Annotated in this window: 27 protein-coding genes; 9 read left to right on the forward strand and 18 right to left on the reverse strand. The window is 36.0% G+C overall.

The features are described from left to right. Positions 1 to 170: 170 nt before the first annotated feature. Positions 171 to 503: a thioredoxin family protein gene (locus H6F39_RS11640; protein ID WP_190372168.1), complete on the reverse strand. Its 333-nt coding sequence runs from the start codon at positions 501 to 503 to the stop codon at positions 171 to 173. A 309-nt stretch (positions 504 to 812) separates the two neighbouring features. Between H6F39_RS11640 and tmk the strand changes: the two genes are divergently transcribed. From tmk to H6F39_RS11660, 4 genes are all read left to right on the forward strand, one after another. After that, positions 813 to 1,439 carry a dTMP kinase gene (gene tmk / locus H6F39_RS11645; protein WP_190396751.1) on the forward strand — a complete coding sequence of 209 codons (627 nt, stop codon included), beginning with the start codon at positions 813 to 815 and terminating at the stop codon, positions 1,437 to 1,439. Between the two features lie 2 nt (positions 1,440 to 1,441). Next, a complete protein-coding gene (locus H6F39_RS11650) occupies positions 1,442 to 2,395 on the forward strand; it encodes a DNA polymerase III subunit delta' (RefSeq protein WP_137908915.1) in 954 nt (317 codons plus the stop codon). A gap of 270 nt (positions 2,396 to 2,665) precedes the next feature. Continuing rightward, a complete protein-coding gene (locus H6F39_RS11655; protein ID WP_137908914.1) occupies positions 2,666 to 2,881 on the forward strand; it encodes a hypothetical protein in 216 nt (71 codons plus the stop codon). A 5-nt stretch (positions 2,882 to 2,886) separates the two neighbouring features. After that, entirely contained in the window at positions 2,887 to 3,303 is a 417-nt protein-coding gene (locus H6F39_RS11660; RefSeq protein ID WP_137908913.1) for a hypothetical protein, read from the forward strand. A 171-nt stretch (positions 3,304 to 3,474) separates the two neighbouring features. On the opposite strand, the gene H6F39_RS11665 is transcribed toward H6F39_RS11660, so the two are convergent. The 8 genes from H6F39_RS11665 to acnB form a co-directional block, all read right to left on the reverse strand. Then, positions 3,475 to 3,993 (reverse strand): transposase, encoded by a 519-nt coding sequence (locus tag H6F39_RS11665; RefSeq protein ID WP_137908912.1) that lies wholly within the window; start codon positions 3,991 to 3,993, stop codon positions 3,475 to 3,477. Between the two features lie 152 nt (positions 3,994 to 4,145). Further along, positions 4,146 to 4,253 carry a type II toxin-antitoxin system HicA family toxin gene (locus H6F39_RS11670; protein WP_199290914.1) on the reverse strand — a complete coding sequence of 36 codons (108 nt, stop codon included), beginning with the start codon at positions 4,251 to 4,253 and terminating at the stop codon, positions 4,146 to 4,148. After that, on the reverse strand, positions 4,246 to 4,512 hold the full coding sequence (locus tag H6F39_RS11675) for a type II toxin-antitoxin system HicB family antitoxin (RefSeq protein ID WP_137908911.1): 267 nt from the start codon (positions 4,510 to 4,512) through the stop codon (positions 4,246 to 4,248). Before H6F39_RS11675 ends, H6F39_RS11670 begins: the two co-directional genes overlap by 8 nt. 42 nt (positions 4,513 to 4,554) lie before the next feature. Then, positions 4,555 to 4,896, reverse strand: coding sequence for a XisI protein (locus H6F39_RS11680; RefSeq protein ID WP_137908910.1), 342 nt, complete (start codon positions 4,894 to 4,896; stop codon positions 4,555 to 4,557). Then, the gene (locus tag H6F39_RS11685) at positions 4,866 to 5,237 is read right to left on the reverse strand and encodes an element excision factor XisH family protein (protein WP_137908909.1); all 372 of its coding nucleotides are present in this window, start codon (positions 5,235 to 5,237) and stop codon (positions 4,866 to 4,868) included. Before H6F39_RS11685 ends, H6F39_RS11680 begins: the two co-directional genes overlap by 31 nt. 219 nt (positions 5,238 to 5,456) lie before the next feature. Continuing rightward, positions 5,457 to 5,801, reverse strand: coding sequence for a XisI protein (locus tag H6F39_RS11690; protein WP_137908908.1), 345 nt, complete (start codon positions 5,799 to 5,801; stop codon positions 5,457 to 5,459). Further along, a complete protein-coding gene (locus H6F39_RS11695) occupies positions 5,789 to 6,205 on the reverse strand; it encodes an element excision factor XisH family protein (protein WP_137908907.1) in 417 nt (138 codons plus the stop codon). The genes H6F39_RS11690 and H6F39_RS11695 overlap by 13 nt, the downstream gene beginning before the upstream one ends. A 68-nt stretch (positions 6,206 to 6,273) precedes the next feature. Next, positions 6,274 to 8,841 carry a bifunctional aconitate hydratase 2/2-methylisocitrate dehydratase gene (gene acnB, locus H6F39_RS11700; protein ID WP_190396752.1) on the reverse strand — a complete coding sequence of 856 codons (2,568 nt, stop codon included), beginning with the start codon at positions 8,839 to 8,841 and terminating at the stop codon, positions 6,274 to 6,276. Between the two features lie 146 nt (positions 8,842 to 8,987). On the opposite strand from acnB, the gene H6F39_RS11705 reads away from it, so the two are divergent. The 3 genes from H6F39_RS11705 to H6F39_RS11715 all read left to right on the forward strand — a co-directional run bounded on the left by H6F39_RS11705 (position 8,988) and on the right by H6F39_RS11715 (position 10,135). Next, positions 8,988 to 9,194 (forward strand): hypothetical protein, encoded by a 207-nt coding sequence (locus tag H6F39_RS11705; RefSeq protein WP_190396753.1) that lies wholly within the window; start codon positions 8,988 to 8,990, stop codon positions 9,192 to 9,194. Between the two features lie 402 nt (positions 9,195 to 9,596). Next, positions 9,597 to 9,761 carry a hypothetical protein gene (locus H6F39_RS21165; RefSeq protein ID WP_370539383.1) on the forward strand — a complete coding sequence of 55 codons (165 nt, stop codon included), beginning with the start codon at positions 9,597 to 9,599 and terminating at the stop codon, positions 9,759 to 9,761. A 140-nt stretch (positions 9,762 to 9,901) separates the two neighbouring features. Next, positions 9,902 to 10,135 carry a hypothetical protein gene (locus H6F39_RS11715; protein ID WP_190396754.1) on the forward strand — a complete coding sequence of 78 codons (234 nt, stop codon included), beginning with the start codon at positions 9,902 to 9,904 and terminating at the stop codon, positions 10,133 to 10,135. A 57-nt stretch (positions 10,136 to 10,192) separates the two neighbouring features. On the opposite strand, the gene H6F39_RS11720 is transcribed toward H6F39_RS11715, so the two are convergent. The 3 genes from H6F39_RS11720 to H6F39_RS11730 are packed head-to-tail and all read right to left on the reverse strand — an operon-like array spanning position 10,193 to position 11,214. Continuing rightward, positions 10,193 to 10,579, reverse strand: a complete 387-nt coding sequence (locus H6F39_RS11720; RefSeq protein ID WP_190396755.1) for a hypothetical protein — start codon at positions 10,577 to 10,579, stop codon at positions 10,193 to 10,195. 17 nt (positions 10,580 to 10,596) lie between these two features. Next, a complete protein-coding gene (locus H6F39_RS11725) occupies positions 10,597 to 10,854 on the reverse strand; it encodes a hypothetical protein (RefSeq protein ID WP_190396756.1) in 258 nt (85 codons plus the stop codon). 18 nt (positions 10,855 to 10,872) lie between these two features. After that, on the reverse strand, positions 10,873 to 11,214 hold the full coding sequence (locus H6F39_RS11730; RefSeq protein ID WP_190396757.1) for an HNH endonuclease: 342 nt from the start codon (positions 11,212 to 11,214) through the stop codon (positions 10,873 to 10,875). Between the two features lie 393 nt (positions 11,215 to 11,607). Between H6F39_RS11730 and H6F39_RS11735 the strand changes: the two genes are divergently transcribed. Beyond that, positions 11,608 to 11,856: a hypothetical protein gene (locus H6F39_RS11735; protein ID WP_236097163.1), complete on the forward strand. Its 249-nt coding sequence runs from the start codon at positions 11,608 to 11,610 to the stop codon at positions 11,854 to 11,856. A 401-nt stretch (positions 11,857 to 12,257) separates the two neighbouring features. On the opposite strand, the gene H6F39_RS11740 is transcribed toward H6F39_RS11735, so the two are convergent. From H6F39_RS11740 to H6F39_RS11765, 6 genes are all read right to left on the reverse strand, one after another. After that, positions 12,258 to 13,058, reverse strand: coding sequence for a DUF3153 domain-containing protein (locus H6F39_RS11740; protein WP_137908899.1), 801 nt, complete (start codon positions 13,056 to 13,058; stop codon positions 12,258 to 12,260). A gap of 19 nt (positions 13,059 to 13,077) precedes the next feature. Continuing rightward, positions 13,078 to 13,599: a tetratricopeptide repeat protein gene (locus tag H6F39_RS11745; protein WP_137908898.1), complete on the reverse strand. Its 522-nt coding sequence runs from the start codon at positions 13,597 to 13,599 to the stop codon at positions 13,078 to 13,080. Positions 13,600 to 13,772: 173 nt separating this feature from the next. Continuing rightward, positions 13,773 to 14,666, reverse strand: coding sequence for an acetylglutamate kinase (gene argB / locus H6F39_RS11750; RefSeq protein WP_028090507.1), 894 nt, complete (start codon positions 14,664 to 14,666; stop codon positions 13,773 to 13,775). Between the two features lie 164 nt (positions 14,667 to 14,830). Further along, entirely contained in the window at positions 14,831 to 15,934 is a 1,104-nt protein-coding gene (locus tag H6F39_RS11755) for an FHA domain-containing protein (protein ID WP_137908897.1), read from the reverse strand. Between the two features lie 98 nt (positions 15,935 to 16,032). Further along, positions 16,033 to 16,755, reverse strand: a complete 723-nt coding sequence (gene pgl, locus H6F39_RS11760; protein ID WP_137908896.1) for a 6-phosphogluconolactonase — start codon at positions 16,753 to 16,755, stop codon at positions 16,033 to 16,035. 477 nt (positions 16,756 to 17,232) lie between these two features. Further along, a complete protein-coding gene (locus tag H6F39_RS11765) occupies positions 17,233 to 18,342 on the reverse strand; it encodes an S-(hydroxymethyl)glutathione dehydrogenase/class III alcohol dehydrogenase (protein WP_190396758.1) in 1,110 nt (369 codons plus the stop codon). A gap of 102 nt (positions 18,343 to 18,444) precedes the next feature. On the opposite strand from H6F39_RS11765, the gene H6F39_RS11770 reads away from it, so the two are divergent. Further along, positions 18,445 to 18,585 (forward strand): hypothetical protein, encoded by a 141-nt coding sequence (locus H6F39_RS11770; RefSeq protein ID WP_162501204.1) that lies wholly within the window; start codon positions 18,445 to 18,447, stop codon positions 18,583 to 18,585. The last annotated feature ends 12 nt before the right edge of the window (positions 18,586 to 18,597 follow it).

The raw sequence follows: 18,597 nt of genomic DNA on the forward strand, positions 1-18,597 counted from the left end.
AGCCATAAATTTGCTCAGAAATGATCTAATTTGAGCGATCGCAAAAATTCCCTATTGACAAATTGACAAAGAAGTGATACATAACTTGTCACCCGTTAAGGGGTTTAGCAGTGCTAAACCCTTACATATCGCATCAATTACAGGATGTTTGGGGGTTAGGAGATTGCAACTTAGCCCGTCTCTTCCTCATTATCAATGCTATTTAGCACTTCTTGAAGACGACTTCTAAATTCTCCTTTTGGATGTCCCCCTTTTACCTCACCCAGAATCTCAAATTCTCCCTCCGGTGAATTACAAACAATGTAAGTAGGCCATCCCATTTCTGATTTATCTGGATACTGAGCCAGTAAAATATTACGGTATTGGCGGTAAGTTGCTGTATCCTGCATTTTTACATCTATAAACTGCAAACCTAATTCCCCAGCCACTTTTTCGTCATAAAAAGACATTTTGTGGCAAATCCCACAATCCTCCGAAGAGAATTTAATCACAGCTAAAGTCATGGCTCTTGGTAAATTTTTGAATTTTTAGTCACAAATCCTAGTACAGTTTGGCGGAAATAACATGACCATTAAAAGCTCCGAAAATTTGATAGATTACAAAGCTTGAAAATGGTTCATTCACTTACGCCGCAGTGTAATAGGAGACATGATAGCATAACAACACAGATATAACCAGAAATGTTGAATTTATATACTGTACAGATTTACCATTATATGTATTAATGAAATTGCCTCTTTTCAAGTTTTTCTTGATCAAGTGTACACAAACAGGGATGTCTAAAAAATCATAATTCTACAAAATTTAACAACATGAATGGTAAATTAATTGTCTTTGAAGGGGTAGAAGGATGTGGTAAAACTACTCAGATGCACTTTTGTTCTCAGTGGCTAGAAAGTTTAAATATCTCAGTGGTGCTGACTCGTGAACCGGGAGGAACGGAGTTAGGGAAGGATTTACGGGGGTTATTATTGTCAAAGTCAGCCAATAAGCCAGTAAGTGATATTACGGAACTTTTGTTGTATGCTGCGGATAGGGCGCAACATATTGAAGAGGAATTAAAACCGAATTTAGCTATGGGAAAATATATTTTATGCGATCGCTATACAGATTCTACCATTGCTTATCAAGGTTATGGCAGGGGTTTAGATATGAGTCTAATTAATAATCTCAATCAGATTGCTACTGGAGGTTTAACAAGTGATATAACTATTTGGTTAGATGTAGATGTGGAGGTAGGTTTATCGCGCAAACGTGGACAAGCTACATTAGATCGCATTGAACAGGAAACAATTGCTTTTCATCGTCGAGTACAAAGGGGATATAAGAATTTATATGTATCCTATCCATCCCGAATTGTGCGAGTAGATAGCAGTGGGAGTCAAGAAATTGTGCAGCAAAATATACAAAAGATTTTACAGAAACGGCTGTTTTCATAATTATGTTTTCGTCATTAATCGGACAACAACAAGCGGTAGAATTACTAACCCAGTCCGTTAAACAGAACCGAGTTGCGCCTGCTTATATGTTTGTAGGTGCAGATGGTGTGGGTAGAAGTTTAGCAGCACAGTGTTTTATAGAATTACTTTTTTCTAGTTTTGTAAAACCTGATCAAATTCCGATTTTACAACATCGAATTAAACAAAGAAATCATCCAGCTTTATTGTGGGTAGAACCAACTTATCAATATCAAGGACAAAGATTTACTCCAGCAGAAGCAGCACAAAAGGGAGTTAAACGCAAAGCACCACCAGTAATTCGGTTAGAACAAATTCGAGAAATTACCCAATTTCTGGCTCGTCCACCCTTGGAAGCGGCGAGAAATGTGATAGTATTAGAACAAGCAGAAACCATGGCAGAATCTGCGGCCAATGCGTTATTAAAAACTTTAGAAGAACCGGGAAAAGCGACATTAATTTTAATTGCACCTTCCCCGGAATCTGTATTACCAACTTTAGTATCTCGTTGTCAGAAAATTCCTTTTTATCGTTTAGATAATGCTGCTATGAAGCAGGTATTGACGCAAACAGGAAATACAGAGATTTTGCAACATCCAGAAGTGTTAAATATAGCCGCAGGTAGTCCAGGAAATGCGATTTCATCTTACCAACAATTGCAAAATATTCCTAGCGAATTTATGGAACAGGTGAAAAAAAGACCAACATCTTATCGTCATGCTTTAGAATTAGGGAAGAAAATTGATAAAGAATTAGATACAGAAGCGCAATTATGGTTAATTGATTATTTACAACAATACTATTGGCAACAAATACATGAACCGAAAATTATTCAACAGTTAGAAAAAACTCGGAAACATTTACTTTGTTATGCTCAACCTCGTTTAGTTTGGGAATGTACATTTTTAGCTTTGTTTCAGATATCGCAAATACAGTAAATTGTAGAATCATTGCTTTAAGTTCTTGTTTAATATTCATCAATTACAATTCCTTTATCAATCCTCAAAAATACTATCAAAAATTTCTCGTTTTACTCTAAAATTAACGTTCATAATTTGTTGGTACAATATATCTAAATCAGAAATATTAATTTTACCATTTAGCTGTAATTTACGAATCACTGCCAAAGTTCCTTTAACATTTAATCCTAGGATGCTTCTATTAATCAAGGTAGTCTTAAAAAATGGATAAATGACGTAAAAAAGCTATTGAAAAGAAGACAACCAAGCGGCTTTCGTTATATCTTCCCTGTTAATCGTTTAGACGAAAACAATAAGAGTATTTTAGAACAGCTTAAAACAGAATTTCCTAATATAGACATACAATATTATGATTGTGATTCAGTTGATCGCCTTGTAAAAGCCTTGAAAAAAGTAAATAGCTTACCTGAATTAGTTGAATATATTAAACAAGCTAGGAATTAAAATTTATGACTACATCTCTTCATTTTGCAAGACTTAAATATTTTTCTGAAGAATTTACTAAAGATAAAAAACATGATGATATTTTACAAGAGTTAAAGAAAATTTTAGCAAAAGAAGAAAGTGAAAATATTGATGAAACACTAGACAGTAAATTTACTGAAAATATAGAGACTGAATATGTTATGATCAACGCTAATATACCTGAAGTACAAAAATTACTCATCGGTGAATCAGAAATTTTATTACACCGTAAATCAAGATATTACTTTGTTAATGAAACAATATGGGAGGTTATAAAAGAAGCTATTTTTGAACAATCTAGAGAAATAGAAAAAAAAGAGGATTTTTTCAACATAGCAGAAGAATATGTAAAACTTAAAAAATATTTTGACAAAAAAATGTTAGTTTTTGAAGCTTCATAAATATAGATAGTGGCACAGGCTTCTAGCCTGTGAAACTGTTAAAATCAAACTGTGAAAATTCCAAAATCAACCTGTAAAATTTTTAAAATTAACTCTATCAAATGATTAGTGTTAATTACTTTCATAAGATAACAGGCAGGATGCCTGTTCCACAATTCACAATTATTTTAACTAAAATTCTTCCCATAAAAAAGAATAATCTTCAGGAGTTTCCACTAAATTAGCTTTAACAGGATTTTCCCTAATATAATTCCAAGTATTCACAAACTCTTGATGATTTCTCATTATCCGATCATATCTTTCATCTTGCCACACAATGCCAATATGCTTCATAACTTTGGGAATTTGCTTAGAACTATAACTTTTAATACTATGTATAATACTGCTTAAAGACCAACATTCATTTTCTGATTTAGGTAAAGGCTGCATTAACCAATGAAGATGATCTGGCATAATTACTAAAGCAAAAGTACGATATCTAATTTGATTTTTATTTTGACTAGCATCAAAAAACAAACAACAGTTTAAAACTGTTTGCATTGCTTCATTATTTAATTCCAACTTATCCCAAGTTTTAAAAGTTATAAAATAAACAGATCCCGCTAATTCCCAATGGGGTAAACATCTCTTTTTGATGTCTAGTTGTGGATTAGTTTCCACTGATAAAAGTTTAGATTGTTCTATTTCCATAGTGTTAGTATGATGTTGTTCATGATTAATATTTAGAGTATATCCAAATTCATAGAATTATATCTAATTAAGTGGCACAGGCTTCTAGCCTGTGAAAATGTGAAAATAAAATTTGTAAAAGTGTAAAAATCAGACCTGTGAAAATGTGAAAATCAACCTGTAAAATGATCACCTTTTCCCTCTCTATGAAAAGTACAACCTGCTTTTTCTAATAATTTAATTAATTCTTTGGGTTTTAAAGAAGGTATATTTTTAGGCATAAACCTTCCTCAATTCATAGATTTCTGATTGTTTTTCTTTTTCCTCAACTAACAAAAATTCATGTAATTCATCTATAGAAATAGGAGATTTATAAATATTATCTTCTGATTCATAAACATCTTCAAAAGATGCTATTGCGTCCTTTAATTTATTAACTGCATCTTCTTGAGTATCTCCCTGTCCAACAATACCATTTTCTAAACACAAACCCACCCAAAAATCAGAACTTTGTTTGAGAACAACTGTGTAAAAGTTCATTTTTGTTTTCCTATAGATTAAATTTAGGATCAAGAGAAAGTATTAAGCAATAGCAAACTCTGTAAACTTCCGAGTTTCTGGATCATGAAAAGCTAAAACAATATCCTCTTTTGGTACACCTTCCCTTAATAACTCCGTTGCTATTCCCTCCTGGGTCCAATCTTCCTCAATGTAAATCTTTTCATTTTTAATGCGAACATAAATATGAGTATTATTAACTCTTTTTTTGTTAACCCAATCAATACTACGCCAAAAATAATGATGATTATTGTCATCAAAAATTAGACAATTTTCCGGGTGAAAATCAGGAGCTTTTTCAACAATTTGATAATATTCTGTTAAGATTTTTTTGATTATTTCTCCATATCTTGTGAGCTTATCCATGATACAATTTCCTCCTGTTCGTTATTAAAAACAATAAACTCTACCTGATGACGTTTAACAATAGCTTTAACTGATTTTCTTTGAAAAAAGCTCTCAAATACAGTGTCTTTAACAGCTAAATAAATGGCATAATGTTTTTCAGATAAATCTAAAATATCACGATATACAATATATTGTCCTAATGCCAATTCAAAATCCCTCATCAGAGAAGGATTAATAAAACTTTTTATTTCCACAACAATGGTACGATCATTTTGTTCAGCTAATAACGTTTTTTCAGCAAGTAGATCAGCGTAAAGTTGGGCATCTTCGTATTGTAAAAAATAAGAAATGGTAGATATCCTTTGCCATTTTCCTCCTTAGTTTAAGTTCATTGATATTATAGTAACATTTTTTTGACATCGGCTAAATATACAGAAACACGATCTTTCTAAAGATTATATTGCTTTCTTAAACTGACTTTTCCACATAAAATATTAATCATAACATAAATTATAACATTAAGGTGAGTCCATCCAGACCCACCTTAACCTAAATCATACTAACAAAGTTTTTCTCTATTAAGCAATAGCAAACTCTGTAAACTTACGAGTTTCAGGATCATGAAAAGCTAAAACAATATCCTCTTTCGGTACAGCTTCCCTTAATAACTCCGTTGCAATACCTTCCTGGGTCCAATCTTCCTCAATGTAAATCTTTTCATTTTTAATTCTCACATAAACAGTAATTGCCTTCACTCGTTTTCTTTCATTCCAACCTACATCAAACCATAAATACTGATCTCTTTCATCATCAAAAGATAAGACTGTATCAACTCCAGAAATATTAGGAGTTTGACTAGCTATTTGATCATATTCTGTTAATATTTTTTTGACAATTGCACGATAATTATTTAATTTATCCATTGGACAATTTCCTCCTGAACAATATTAATTACAATCAGTAAAATTTTATATTCCTCTATGACAAGTTGAATCCCTTTTGTTTGAAAAAAAGTTTCATAAGCCTCTTGTTCGATTGCTAAGTAAACACGATAATCAGGATGTAATTGTCTTAGCAGTGTACGGTATAAAATATATTGTCCTAAAGCACATTGAAACTCATGAATTAGGGACAGACTCAAGAAACTTTTAATTTCCACTACAATATTAGTATCTTCTTTTTGTGCAGAAAACAACTTTTTTCCGGCAAGATCAGCAAATAGTTTTAATCCTTCATATCTAATGGTATAAGGATCACGAATAATCTGCCAACCATCCTTGAGTAAAGCGTTTTTAAATCCATCATGGTAGATATCTTTTGCTGGCATTGTTTACCCCAATAATAAACTATTATAACATTTCAGGTGAGTCCACAAAGAACCCACCCTCACCTAAATTATACCAAAGCCGCCTGTTCCTCCTTACTAATCACTCTCCCCTCATCCTCAAAACCAACAATTTGATCAAAATTCAAATAACGATACAAATTATCAGCAAAAGGATTAATTTTCTCCCCCACAATCTCCATATATTCCTTAACTGTAGGAATACGCCCCAACAACGCACAAACCGCAGCCAATTCCGCTGAACCTAAATACACTTGAGCGCCTTTTCCCATGCGATTATTAAAGTTACGAGTTGAGGTAGAAAACACCGTTGTATTATCATCAACTCTTGCCTGATTTCCCATACATAAACTGCATCCTGGAATCTCCGTTCTCGCATTCGCACTTACAAAAACATCATACACTTTTTCTAGTTTTAATTGATGTTCATCCATTCTTGTCGGAGGTGCAATCCATAACCGCGCTTTTACCGCTCCTGCTCCTTCTAAAACCTTGGCTGTTGCTCGATAATGTCCGATATTTGTCATACAAGAACCTACGAAAACTTCCTGTACTGGATCATTCGCAACTTCTGATAATAACTTAACATTATCAGGGTCATTCGGTGCCGCTACAATTGGTTCTTTGATTTCGTTTAAATCAATCTCAATTACTGCTGCATATTCGGCATCTGCATCAGCAGATAATAATACAGGATTGGCTAACCATTCCTCCATTTTTGCCACGCGCCGCAGGATAGTTCTGGCATCACTATAACCCCGTGCTACCATATTTTTTAACAGAGCAATATTGGAACGCAAATATTCCGCTATTGTCTCTTCACTTAACTTAATTGTACAACCTGCACAAGAACGTTCGGCGGAAGCATCTGTTAATTCAAATGCTTGTTCTACTTTCAAATTTGGTAATCCTTCAATTTCCAAAATTCGCCCGGAAAAAACATTTTTCTTGTTCTGTTTTTCCACTGTTAATAATCCTTTCTGCATAGCTACATAAGGAATGGCGTTAACAATATCTCTCAAGGTAATTCCTGGTTGCAATTCTCCTTTAAAACGGACTAATACCGATTCTGGCATATCTAAGGGCATTACACCCAATGCACCGGCAAAGGCCACTAAACCAGAACCTGCAGGAAAGGATATACCCAAGGGAAAGCGGGTATGGGAGTCTCCTCCTGTTCCCACGGTGTCGGGTAATAACATCCGGTTTAACCAGGAGTGAATGATACCATCACCGGGACGCAAAGCCACGCCACCACGAGAGGAAATGAAGTCTGGTAGTTCTTGATGGGTTTTGATATCTACCGGTTTGGGATAAGCGGCTGTGTGACAAAAACTTTGCATGACTAAATCTGCACTGAAACCTAAACAAGCCAGTTCTTTTAATTCGTCTCTGGTCATTGGTCCTGTAGTGTCCTGAGAACCCACTGTGGTCATGATTGGTTCGCATGATGTCCCCGGACGTACTCCTGGTAAACCAGAGGCTTTACCGACCATTTTCTGCGCCAATGTGTAGCCTTTTCCGGTGTCGGTTGGTGCTTGAGGACGGATAAATAAATCGCTGGGTGCTAAACCCAAGGCTTGACGGGTTTTGTCGGTGAGGGTACGGCCAATTAATAGGGGAATGCGGCCACCTGCGCGAACTTCGTCTAAAATGGTGTCAGGTTTGAGGCTGAAGGTGGAAATTACTTCTCCTGCGGCGTTGGTAACTTCACCTTTGTAGGGGTAGATGGTAATTACGTCACCAGTTGCCATTTTTGTAACATCGCATTGTATGGGTAAAGCTCCCGCATCTTCGGCGGTGTTAAAAAAGATAGGTGCGATCGCACTACCCAAAATATAGCCTCCAGCCCGTTTATTTGGTACAAAGGGGATATCATTACCTAAATGCCATAATACAGAATTGATTGCAGATTTACGAGATGAACCTGTACCCACCACGTCACCGACATAGGCCACAGGATGTCCTTTTTTCTTTAAGTCTGCAATGGTTTCTAAACTTCCCGGTTGTCGGGTTTCTAACATTGCTAAGGCGTGTAAAGGAATATCTGGACGGGTTGTAGCGTGGGTTGCTGGTGATAAGTCGTCAGTGTTAGTTTCTCCGGGAACTTTGAAAACCGTGACGGTGATAGATGCTGGTAATGTGGGACGAGTGGTAAACCATTCCGCTGCGGACCAGGAGTCTACCACTTTTTTAGCGTATTTGTTGGTTTTTGATAGTTCTAATACATCATGAAACGCATCATAAACTAACAGGATTTTGCTCAATGCTATTGCTGCGGTTTCTGCTACCGGGGAAGAGAGTAAATCAATTAAGGATTGAACGTTATAACCGCCTACCATTGTTCCCAGTAATTCTACTGCTTGGATAGCAGAGACTAAGGGACTGGTAATTTCTCCTTTAGCAATAGCAGTAAGAAATCCGGCTTTTACATAAGCTGCTTGATCTACTCCGGGGGGAATGCGATCGCGTAATAAATGTAATAATAACTCTTCCGTACCTGGGGCGGGATTTTTCAGTAATTCACATAATTCTGAAGTTTGTACTGCGTCTAATGGTAAGGGGGGAATACTGAGTTGGGCGCGTTCTTGGGTGTGTTGTTGGTATTCTGCTAACATGATTTAGCCTTTCTCCTGCTATGTCTTGTTTTCTTTATTTTATTGTAAGGGAATTGTTACAGGAGTTACTGGTAAACGAATTTGTCAGAAATAGACAGTTTGTAGGTTATAATTTAAGAAGTAAAGTTTACATTAGGTAAGTTACTATGGTGACAAAACAAATAATTCAAGAGAAATTAGAAGGTTTAACTCAAGAAGAACTTAATCAAGTTTATGGATTAATTGAACAATTAAGTAGTGCAGAAAAGCCAGTTAAAAAGCCCAGTATAATGTCTAAATTAAGAAAGATTTCTATTGATGCTCCTGAAGATTTTTCCGTTAAACTTGCGATTAGCTTTGGGAGAGGATATTAACATCAAACACAATGACAGGTATTAATTATCCTATAGAATTAGATACAAAACATATAGCCAAGCATTTACAAAATACTTCCTAAATGCAGCGACTTTTAAAGAAAGGACTTGCAGTACATATTTTTATAAATGCTCAAATCTTAGAATCAGTTACTCAGGCTATTATAGAAAGAGGAGAATATATACAGCAGATTTCATCCTAATGAGGTAGGCTTTTAGCGGGCAAGATGCCCGCACCACAAGATTTTTATCATTAATATCTGTACTTCATAATATCGGAAACTGCTGTAGGTAAAATAAGACAATATGAAAGATATGGTTTATATTTTAGTGAAGTAATTGGTTATAGAATTAGTCCCGATAGCACACAGATTAACTTTTATTATGGAGAAATAAAAATCAATGAAGACGACAAATATCACGTTATCCCTAGAACAAAACCAAGTACAGAATAATTGGCAATTTACAGAGGTGTGGATTGATCCAATGTTAACGCCACCTTATATACTTTTATTATTAGCAGATGAACAAGGTAAATGTCAAGTTTATGATTCTGCTAAAAATTAGGAAGTGATATTTTTTAGTAATGATTATCAAACAGCCAAATTATGGTTATTAGAAGATAAATATGAACCGATTGAGGGTAGATTATTATTAGATGATTTACTCATTTAGTTGTATTTTATGACAAAAAGGAATTGTAATTGATGAATACTCAACAAGAGGAAATTAAAGCCATAATTCTCCAATTTACGGTAGAAGAAATTAATGAATTAATTGCAGAAATTAGGAAGGCTTTGGAAATAAGAGAGTTTATGAAATTAGCAGAAACAGGATTTACAGAGTGCAATGATCCAGAAGAGGATATTTATAACGTTCAAATGATACATAAACTTAATGAGGTAAATAGATACGCAGAATATTTATGTTTTTATTTATAAATATTTACCTCATTTGGGAAAATTTATCTACTCAGATCAGGAAAAAGCTGTTTATTTTTAGTTAATTATTTTCTCAGTTTTCCTAAGCAGTTTTTTGACATCTTTAAGAATTTCGTCTCCTTCTGTACGTAGTTTTTCTCTTTGACTTCTTAGAAAACTTATTCTTTCTTCAAAACTTAGTTTACCAAGAAAATCAGCTTCTATAAGATTATCGTTACCTTCAATCTTATCTAAGACAAAAAGTAAACGCTTTTGAGTAGCATCGGTAATTCTGGGACTATCTATTTTTTCTAAAATAGACTCCTTAATATCACTCACTCTGAAGCTTTTTAGTCCATCCATATTTGAAAACTGTAGTTTTTGACAAATTTCTTTAATCAGATAATCTGTCCAACCCCAGTTTTTTAGGTGTTTTCTTGTAATGTTGTCTGTGAGTTTTAACATGAGTTTGTCATTTTTACTCAAGAAACTTGACGGATTTGAGAACGCAACTGTTCAATTTCTCTTTTCAACTTTTCATTTTCTTCTGCATAATTTCTAATCATTCTATCAGAGTTTTTTAACATTTGTTCATACTGATTTGTTATGGCTGCTAATTTTTCATGTAAATCAGTAATGACATTTTTTAATTTTGTATTGACTCCTTTCTGAGCACGTAGTCTTCCTGTTAACTGCTTAATCTCTTCGTTTGCTTTGTCTAATAATTGGGATACATCCATGATAAAAACTCCTGATAATTAAAATAGAAGATCAACAACTTGTGTTTGAATTTTGCTATTACAACTCGGATGAAGTAATCTGTAGTTGCTTATAGTGTTTGCAGAATGTCCATATTGTGATATGGGTTGAACATGATGTACATCTATATCTTGTTCTCTCATTTTTTCTCCACAATAAGCACATATACCATTACGCTTTTTAAATTCCTTTTGTTTCCATGCTTGACCTTCCTTGGATTTTAACCAGTTGTTAAACTGTTGACGAGGGTTATTTATGGTAGCGGTTTTTGTGAGAACTTGTTTTACGTCTTGAAGTATTTCTTCTCCTTCTTGACGAAGTATAAGTCTTTCAAGATACAATTCTTCTCTGTTTTTATACTTATCACTCATTTGTTGAGATACTCAAGTTTTTGTTGTTTAATTTAAACTATCATAAAAATACACGGTCATAAAAACTTTATAAAAGTTTTATCAAAAATTTACATATCTTATTGTTATTAAGGTCATGTCATTGCAGTTTTAACTACTTGACATACAGCACTTCCCGGTGTTATTAGGCACATATTTAGCGGGCAAGATGCCCGCACCACAAGAGTTTCATGATTCAACTTTGTACCTCATCAGAGCGGAAAACGCTGTATTACCAAACAAGCAAAAGCAGCATTTGATCAAGCTGATATAGCCTGGGCTGAATATATCGAAGGAACACAATTTTTACAATCCTGTAAATCCTAAAATCCTGGATATCCTGATATGGCTTGCGCCACGCTACGCTATCAGACAATATGCTATAATCTACCTAATGATTTAGGAGTTAAATTAATGCTACAAATCAATAAGAATTATGTTTTAGATCAAAATCAAAAACCAATTGCTGTCCAAATTCCTATTACTGAATTTCAACAAATAGAGGAAATTTTAGAAAATTATGGATTAGCAAAACTGATGGAAGAAGTAGAAACTGATGAAGTTTTATCTAAAAATGAAGCTTTAAAATATTGAGAATTACTTAAAAATAACAATGTAGAAAGTTGAATATACAAAGAAATTGTTAAAAGAATTAGCATCTTTACCTAAAGAGATTTAATCTGGGATAGAAGCAATTGTTTTTACTGAATTAGAAATAGAAAATCTTTTTGAGTTAGGCTATCTTGGAAAAATGAAAGGTGACAAAGATAAATATAAAATTAGAGCAGGAGATTATAGAATTGGTTTAACTCTTGATCAAGAAACTCAAACTATTTTATGTCAAAGAGTTGCACATTGTAGCGAAATCTATAAAATTTTTCCTTGATTTGCAATAGTACAATCGCTATTTTAATTCTACTAAATTCTGTAGGTTGGGTTGATAAAACCCAACATTTTACATTTTCAGGAAGTAATTACATCCTGATGCCAATATTTTACAACTCTTTCACCGTTAACTGAATACTCGGACTTGGTAATAACGTATATCTCAAATAGAACCCCAACCACACAAATCCAATAATTAACAAAGTTCCAATTCCCAGGAAATTAGGTAACCAAAACACCACCTCTATATGATTGATAGCACCTGGTTTAAGTGTCCATATCAATTGATTACCATGCTTTTCTGGTTTAATAGCATTTTCATTATTGTCAATGTTTTTTGTTCCCCAAGGTGTCTGTAAACTAAAATCTAAATTGACAATTGAATTATTATTCTTTGTGGTAAGCATGGCCAAAGAACGCAAATCTAAATCATAAACTAGATGATTTCTAGAAAATAGGAAAAAATTCCTATCTTCTGCTACCAAACTTGAGGTAATATCTGATATTTCTGAATTATTGCTATCTTGAGAACTGCGATTTTTGAAAAATACAGTAAATTTTTCTTGTAATTCCTTCGCACTAGTAAAGGGAATTTTAACAATAATTTCTGCTGGTGAAATTCTCTGTGTTGAACCTCCTAAGGTTCGCGCTTGATTTTCTAAAGTTTTTAACCATTCTGATAGATAATCACCACTAAAAATGGTGAGTTTTTCCGCTAACTGAATATGCTGTATTAATTCCCCATTATTTGTGCTATTAAAATTTACTCCTAAATCATATTTTACACAACCAGATAGGAGCAATGAAGAAAGTATTACCATCAATACAATAGGTTTTATTTTGGTAATTTTGCCAATTTTACTAATTGAAAAAAATCCGGATTTTATCTTAATGAAAGTGAATACATTCATTGTAGTTTCTCCTTATTTGCTAAAAACTTAACCAAACTAAATAGGAAATTGTTAAAGAAACAGCAATTAAAGCTACCCAAACAAAGCGATTATCTTTAGTATTGACCGTGCTAAGATCAATATATTCTGGTTCTACAGATTTGGGTTGAGATTGAGATTTTTTAGGTTGGGAATTGACAACTATTTTCGATTTGTGATCAGAAACTATACCAAAGTCAGGAATTTCTGTCATCCATTCTTGAGGACGATTAAGTTTGGGTGCTTTTAAAATATAGACTAGGCGCTTTGCTTGTTGACGAATTTCATAATGGGGATGACCTACAAGTTGTTGACAAAGATTTATTGCTGCTTCTGAACGTCCCGCAGCTTCATAAGCATTCACCAACCAAATTTCTACTTCTCCAGCAAAACGGGTATTTTTTCCTAATAGGGCGCTGGCTTTTTCTAAATTTTCTACAGCTTCCCGATATTGACCATTTTCAAAAGCAATTGTCCCCATTTGGTAACGAGATCTAGCGAGTTCTAAACTTTCTGTAGTCATTAGTTATTCAGTCATTAGTTATTAGTTATTAGTTAAATCGGCGGTTAAAAACCGCATCTACACAAACAAAACCCACCTGCGTGGGTGAGAAATCTCTGGTTTTTATGCAGTCTGCGGAGGCGGAATTTGTTTGTGTAGCCGTGAATTTTATTCACCAGAACTATTAATCCTGATTATTGTCTCAACTGAGAACCAAGAATCATTGTCCCAATCCCCACATCTGTAAATACTTCTAACAGTAAAGCATGAGGAATACGACCATCAATGATATGTGAAGCTTTCACCCCTTGAGCTAGAGATCGCACACAACAATTCACTTTAGGAATCATCCCCCCACTAACTATACCATCAGCAATTAATTGTCGCGCTTCCCGAATATCTATTTTCGGAATCAAGGTAGAAGGGTCATGATAATCTTTTAAAATTCCTCTGGTATCGGTGAGCAAAATTAATTTTTCTGCTCCCAAAGCTGCGGCTATTTCCCCCGCTACGGTATCAGCATTAATATTATAAGCCTGTCCCGTTTCATCAGCAGCAACACTGGAAACTACGGGAATATAGCCATTACTAGAAAGTGTTTCTAAAATTTTGATATTGACACTGCTAACTTCCCCAACAAAACCAATTCCTTCATCACCTTGAGGACGAGCCGTAATTAAGTTACCATCTTTACCACAAAGTCCTACGGCCATACCTCCAGCCTGGTTAATTAGCGCGACAATTTCTTTATTTACACGCCCAACTAACACCATTTCCACTACATCCATGGTTGGTGCATCGGTAACACGCAAACCATTTTTAAATTGTGCTTCAATTCCTAATTTACCTAACCAACTATTAATTTCTGGACCACCACCATGAACTAAAATTGGCCGCAAGCCGACGCAAGATAAAAAGACAACATCCCGAATTACTTTATCTTTGAGGTTGCTATCCTTCATTGCTGCGCCACCATATTTAACTACAACGGTGCGACCAGCGAATTGTTGGATGTAAGGTAATGCTTCGCTGAGAATTTCGACGCGATTCGCTTCAGCCTTCCTGATATACTCTGTATCATTAATCATGTTTTTACCCAAGTTGCTAATTATCTAGTTTATTGGATAACTAGCAACTAGAGTTAATAAGCTATTGTGATGATAGCAGTGGGACAGGGAGCAGAGAGATATTCATTACCCATTACCCATTACCCATTACCCATTACTTATTACCTATTACCTATTACCTGTTCCTAAGAGAGTTGAAACAAGAAAGTCACTAAATCGCCCTTACCTAAGCTAATGCGATCGCCGGGACGGAGGCGATGTCTATTTCCTGGTAATAGAGGTAAATTGTTGATGTAAGTACCATTGGAACTACCAGCATCTTCTATATAACAAGCATCTCCCTCAATCCGAATATCTGCGTGAATCCGGGAAACAATCTCAGAATTTGCGAATCCTGAAACATCAATATCTGGAGGAATGCGGTCATTAGGCTTACCAATATGAATAACCGAGAGATTTTGTGGTAATTCTATTTCTTGGTTAGCTTGAACATGAAATAACCGCGCCACTACCTGTTGTAATTGGGTGTTGGACACCTTGGCAGGTGGTGCGGCTGGGGCTACTTCAGGAATTGTCAGCGGATCTATCTGGGGTACATAAGCAGGGGGAATATAAGCCTCCGGTTCTGGTGCTACAGGTGCCGGTGGTGGGGTAAGTACAGGAGGAATATATACTTCCGGTTCTGGTGCTACGGGTGCCGGTGGTGGGGTAAGTACAGGAGGAATATATACTTCCGGTTCTGGTGCTACAGGTGCCGGTGGTGGGGTAAGTACAGCGGGAATATATACTTCCGGTTCTGGTGCTACAGGTGCAGGTACAGCAGGAATATAAACAGCTTGTTCCTGAACTACAGCTACGGGTGGGGGTGTCAGTACAGGGGGAATATAAACTTCTGGTTTTGGTGCTATGGGGGGAACATAAACGGCTTGTTCCTGAACTACAGCTACAGGTGGGGGTGCTATGGGCGGTATATTAACACTAACAGGAGGGTTGGCGGTATTCGCAATTCCCAAGGCATCGGGCTTTAATAGTTCCATGATTGGATCAGGAGCAACCGGCGGTACTTGTACAGGGATATTAGCAGCAGCACTTGGCGCGACTGTGGTTGCTGCTGTCGCAGCGGCGTGAAAATGTAGGTTATAACCGCACTGACCGCAGAATGCTGCATCTGACTGTACTGTTGCTCCACAATTAGGACATTTAGCTGTAGCTGGCAACGGGCTGTAGCAAGCTTCACATTGAACAGCCCCATCTGGATTAGGGTGATTGCAATTAGGGCAAACTATCATGGATTTAAGCCTTAGTCAAGGTCGTTGTAAAAATATTACTGACAAGCACAGAAGTAACTTTAGCTTTTGATGCTAATAATTACTTAGAGTGAAAACATTTAGCTTTTGAGTTCTAAACCAGCAGCTGTATCTAGCAACCAGTAAAGTTCTCCCTGGGGTTTAATCAAGCGAGATGGATAAGCAAAATCATCTGCTACTGGTGCGAAAATTTGCGCCAGCGCTGGCCTTTTGTTAGCACCAGCAACCATAAAAATCACACTGCGAGCCGCGTTAATCAATGGGTAAGTAAAGGTGATGCGGAGACTGTCCCCTTTGTTACCAACAGTAATTAAGCGATCGCACACATTGAGAGCCTCTGTGTGGGGAAACAAAGATGCAGTATGGGCATCATCACCCATTCCCAATAAAACTACATCTAATGCCGGGAACTCTCCAGATACGGAATTAAAAAATGTTTGCAGATGCTGGTTATACTTAGCTGCGTCCACTTCTGGATCAGCGGACAAAGTGGGGATAGCATGAATATTAGCTGCTGGTATAGCAACCTGATCTAACCATGCACGTCGCGCCATTAATTCGTTGCTATCAGGGTGATCTGGTGGCACATAACGCTCATCTCCCCAGAATACATGAATTTTATCCCAGGGCAACTCCTGCATGGCCATGGCTTCATACAAAGGTTTTGGTGTGCTGCCACCTGATAAAGCAATTGTAAATTGTCCCCGTTCCTTAATAGCAGTTTCCACTTTTGACAGGATCAATTCTAGCGCCCGTTGGACTAGTTCGGACACGCTGGTGTGAACTTCAACAGTTTTGTTCATGGCATTATCATTACATGATGCTGTTTCTTTGCAATACCATAGCGAACTTCTGACCATTTTCCGGTTTAACTGTGGAAACTTTTAACATCATCAAGTTAAACCATAAATTATGGTCTTCTATTGTCCTTTACCTTCTTTATCATTATTCTTGACTGCTTGTCAGTATTCAGTTGTACTAATCGCTCATAATCACTCCAGAAGACTGTTGGCTGAATAAAGATACATCGGTAAATAAGCCAAAAATAAAAATTCTTACCAGTTTACCAGTTTACCAGTTTACCAGTTGTGAAAATTGACAAATTAGAGATTATTACTGATCACATTAACATCACATAATAGAAAGTAGATTGGCAAGTAAAATATACCAAATATCCATCTGGATCAAAATCTACATCTTTTTTGTCAACTTAAACCTAATTACAAAGCTTTTCTTACTTTGTGCCCTTGCTCCTTAGCGTCTTAGCGCGAAACAAAAACCTAAAAAGTCACAACACTGCGAATAGAGTCACCCCTGTGCATTAAATCAAAAGCATCATTAATTTTTTCTATCGGCATAACATGAGTAATTAAATCATCAATATTAATCTTACCATCCATATACCAATCTACAATTTTTGGCACATCAGTTCTTCCTCTAGCACCACCAAAAGCCGAACCTTTCCAAACTCTTCCAGTTACTAATTGAAATGGACGAGTGCTGATTTCTTGTCCCGCACCAGCAACACCAATGATCACACTTACACCCCAACCTTTATGACAACATTCTAAAGCTTGACGCATGGTATTAACATTGCCAATACATTCAAAAGAATAGTCAGCACCACCTTTTGTTAGGTCTACTAAATAAGGAACTAAATCACCCGCAATTTCTTGAGGATTGACAAAATCTGTCATACCAAATTTTTCAGCTAAAGCCCGCTTTTTAGGATTAATATCTACACCAATAATTTTATTTGCGCCCACCATTCGCGCTCCTTGGATGACGTTTAAACCAATCCCCCCTAAACCAAAAACTACTACATTTGCACCTGGTTCTACTTTAGCTGTATAAATTACCGCGCCAATACCTGTTGTTACGCCACAACCAATATAACAAACTTTATCAAAAGGGGCATCCTCTCGAATTTTGGCGACAGCAATTTCTGGCAATACCGTATAATTAGCGAAGGTGGATGTACCCATATAATGGTGAATAATATCGCCACCCATACTAAAACGACTAGTACCATCTGGCATTAAACCCCGTCCTTGTGTGCCGCGAATTGCTTGACAAAGATTAGTTTTGAAGCTGAGACAATAATCACATTGACGACATTCAGGGGTGTATAAAGGAATTACATGATCTCCAGGTTTAAGACTTTTGACATCAGCCCCTACTTCCACAACTATACCAGCACCTTCATGGCCTAAAATTGCCGGAAATAAACCTTCAGGATCATCACCAGAAAGGGTAAAGGCATCTGTATGACATACTCCACTAGCTTTAATCTCAATTAATACTTCCTCTGCTTGTGGTCCTTGTAATTGGACGGTTTCAATTGTTAAGGGTTTTCCTGGACTGTATGCTACTGCTGCTTTGATTTCCATTTGACACTCTTTATTGGTGAGGATTTACGTAATTTTATCTCACCCAGAGGCACTCCAGGCGCGAAGAGGAATATTTTTCATGATTACTTGTCAAATTGTTCTATGTATGCTAAAGTGGTGGGCATTGCCAGAAAAATATCCTATCTGATTAACTACGGTTTAGATTGGTTGAAGGCAGCAGCTATTTTAGCGATTATGACCACAAACTTGATCTTGGCTGCAACTACCCACTTTGGCGATTAATGAAATCTGTAA

This window comes from Dolichospermum sp. FACHB-1250 (assembly GCF_014696335.1).
GTDB classification, from domain to species: domain Bacteria; phylum Cyanobacteriota; class Cyanobacteriia; order Cyanobacteriales; family Nostocaceae; genus Dolichospermum; species Dolichospermum planctonicum.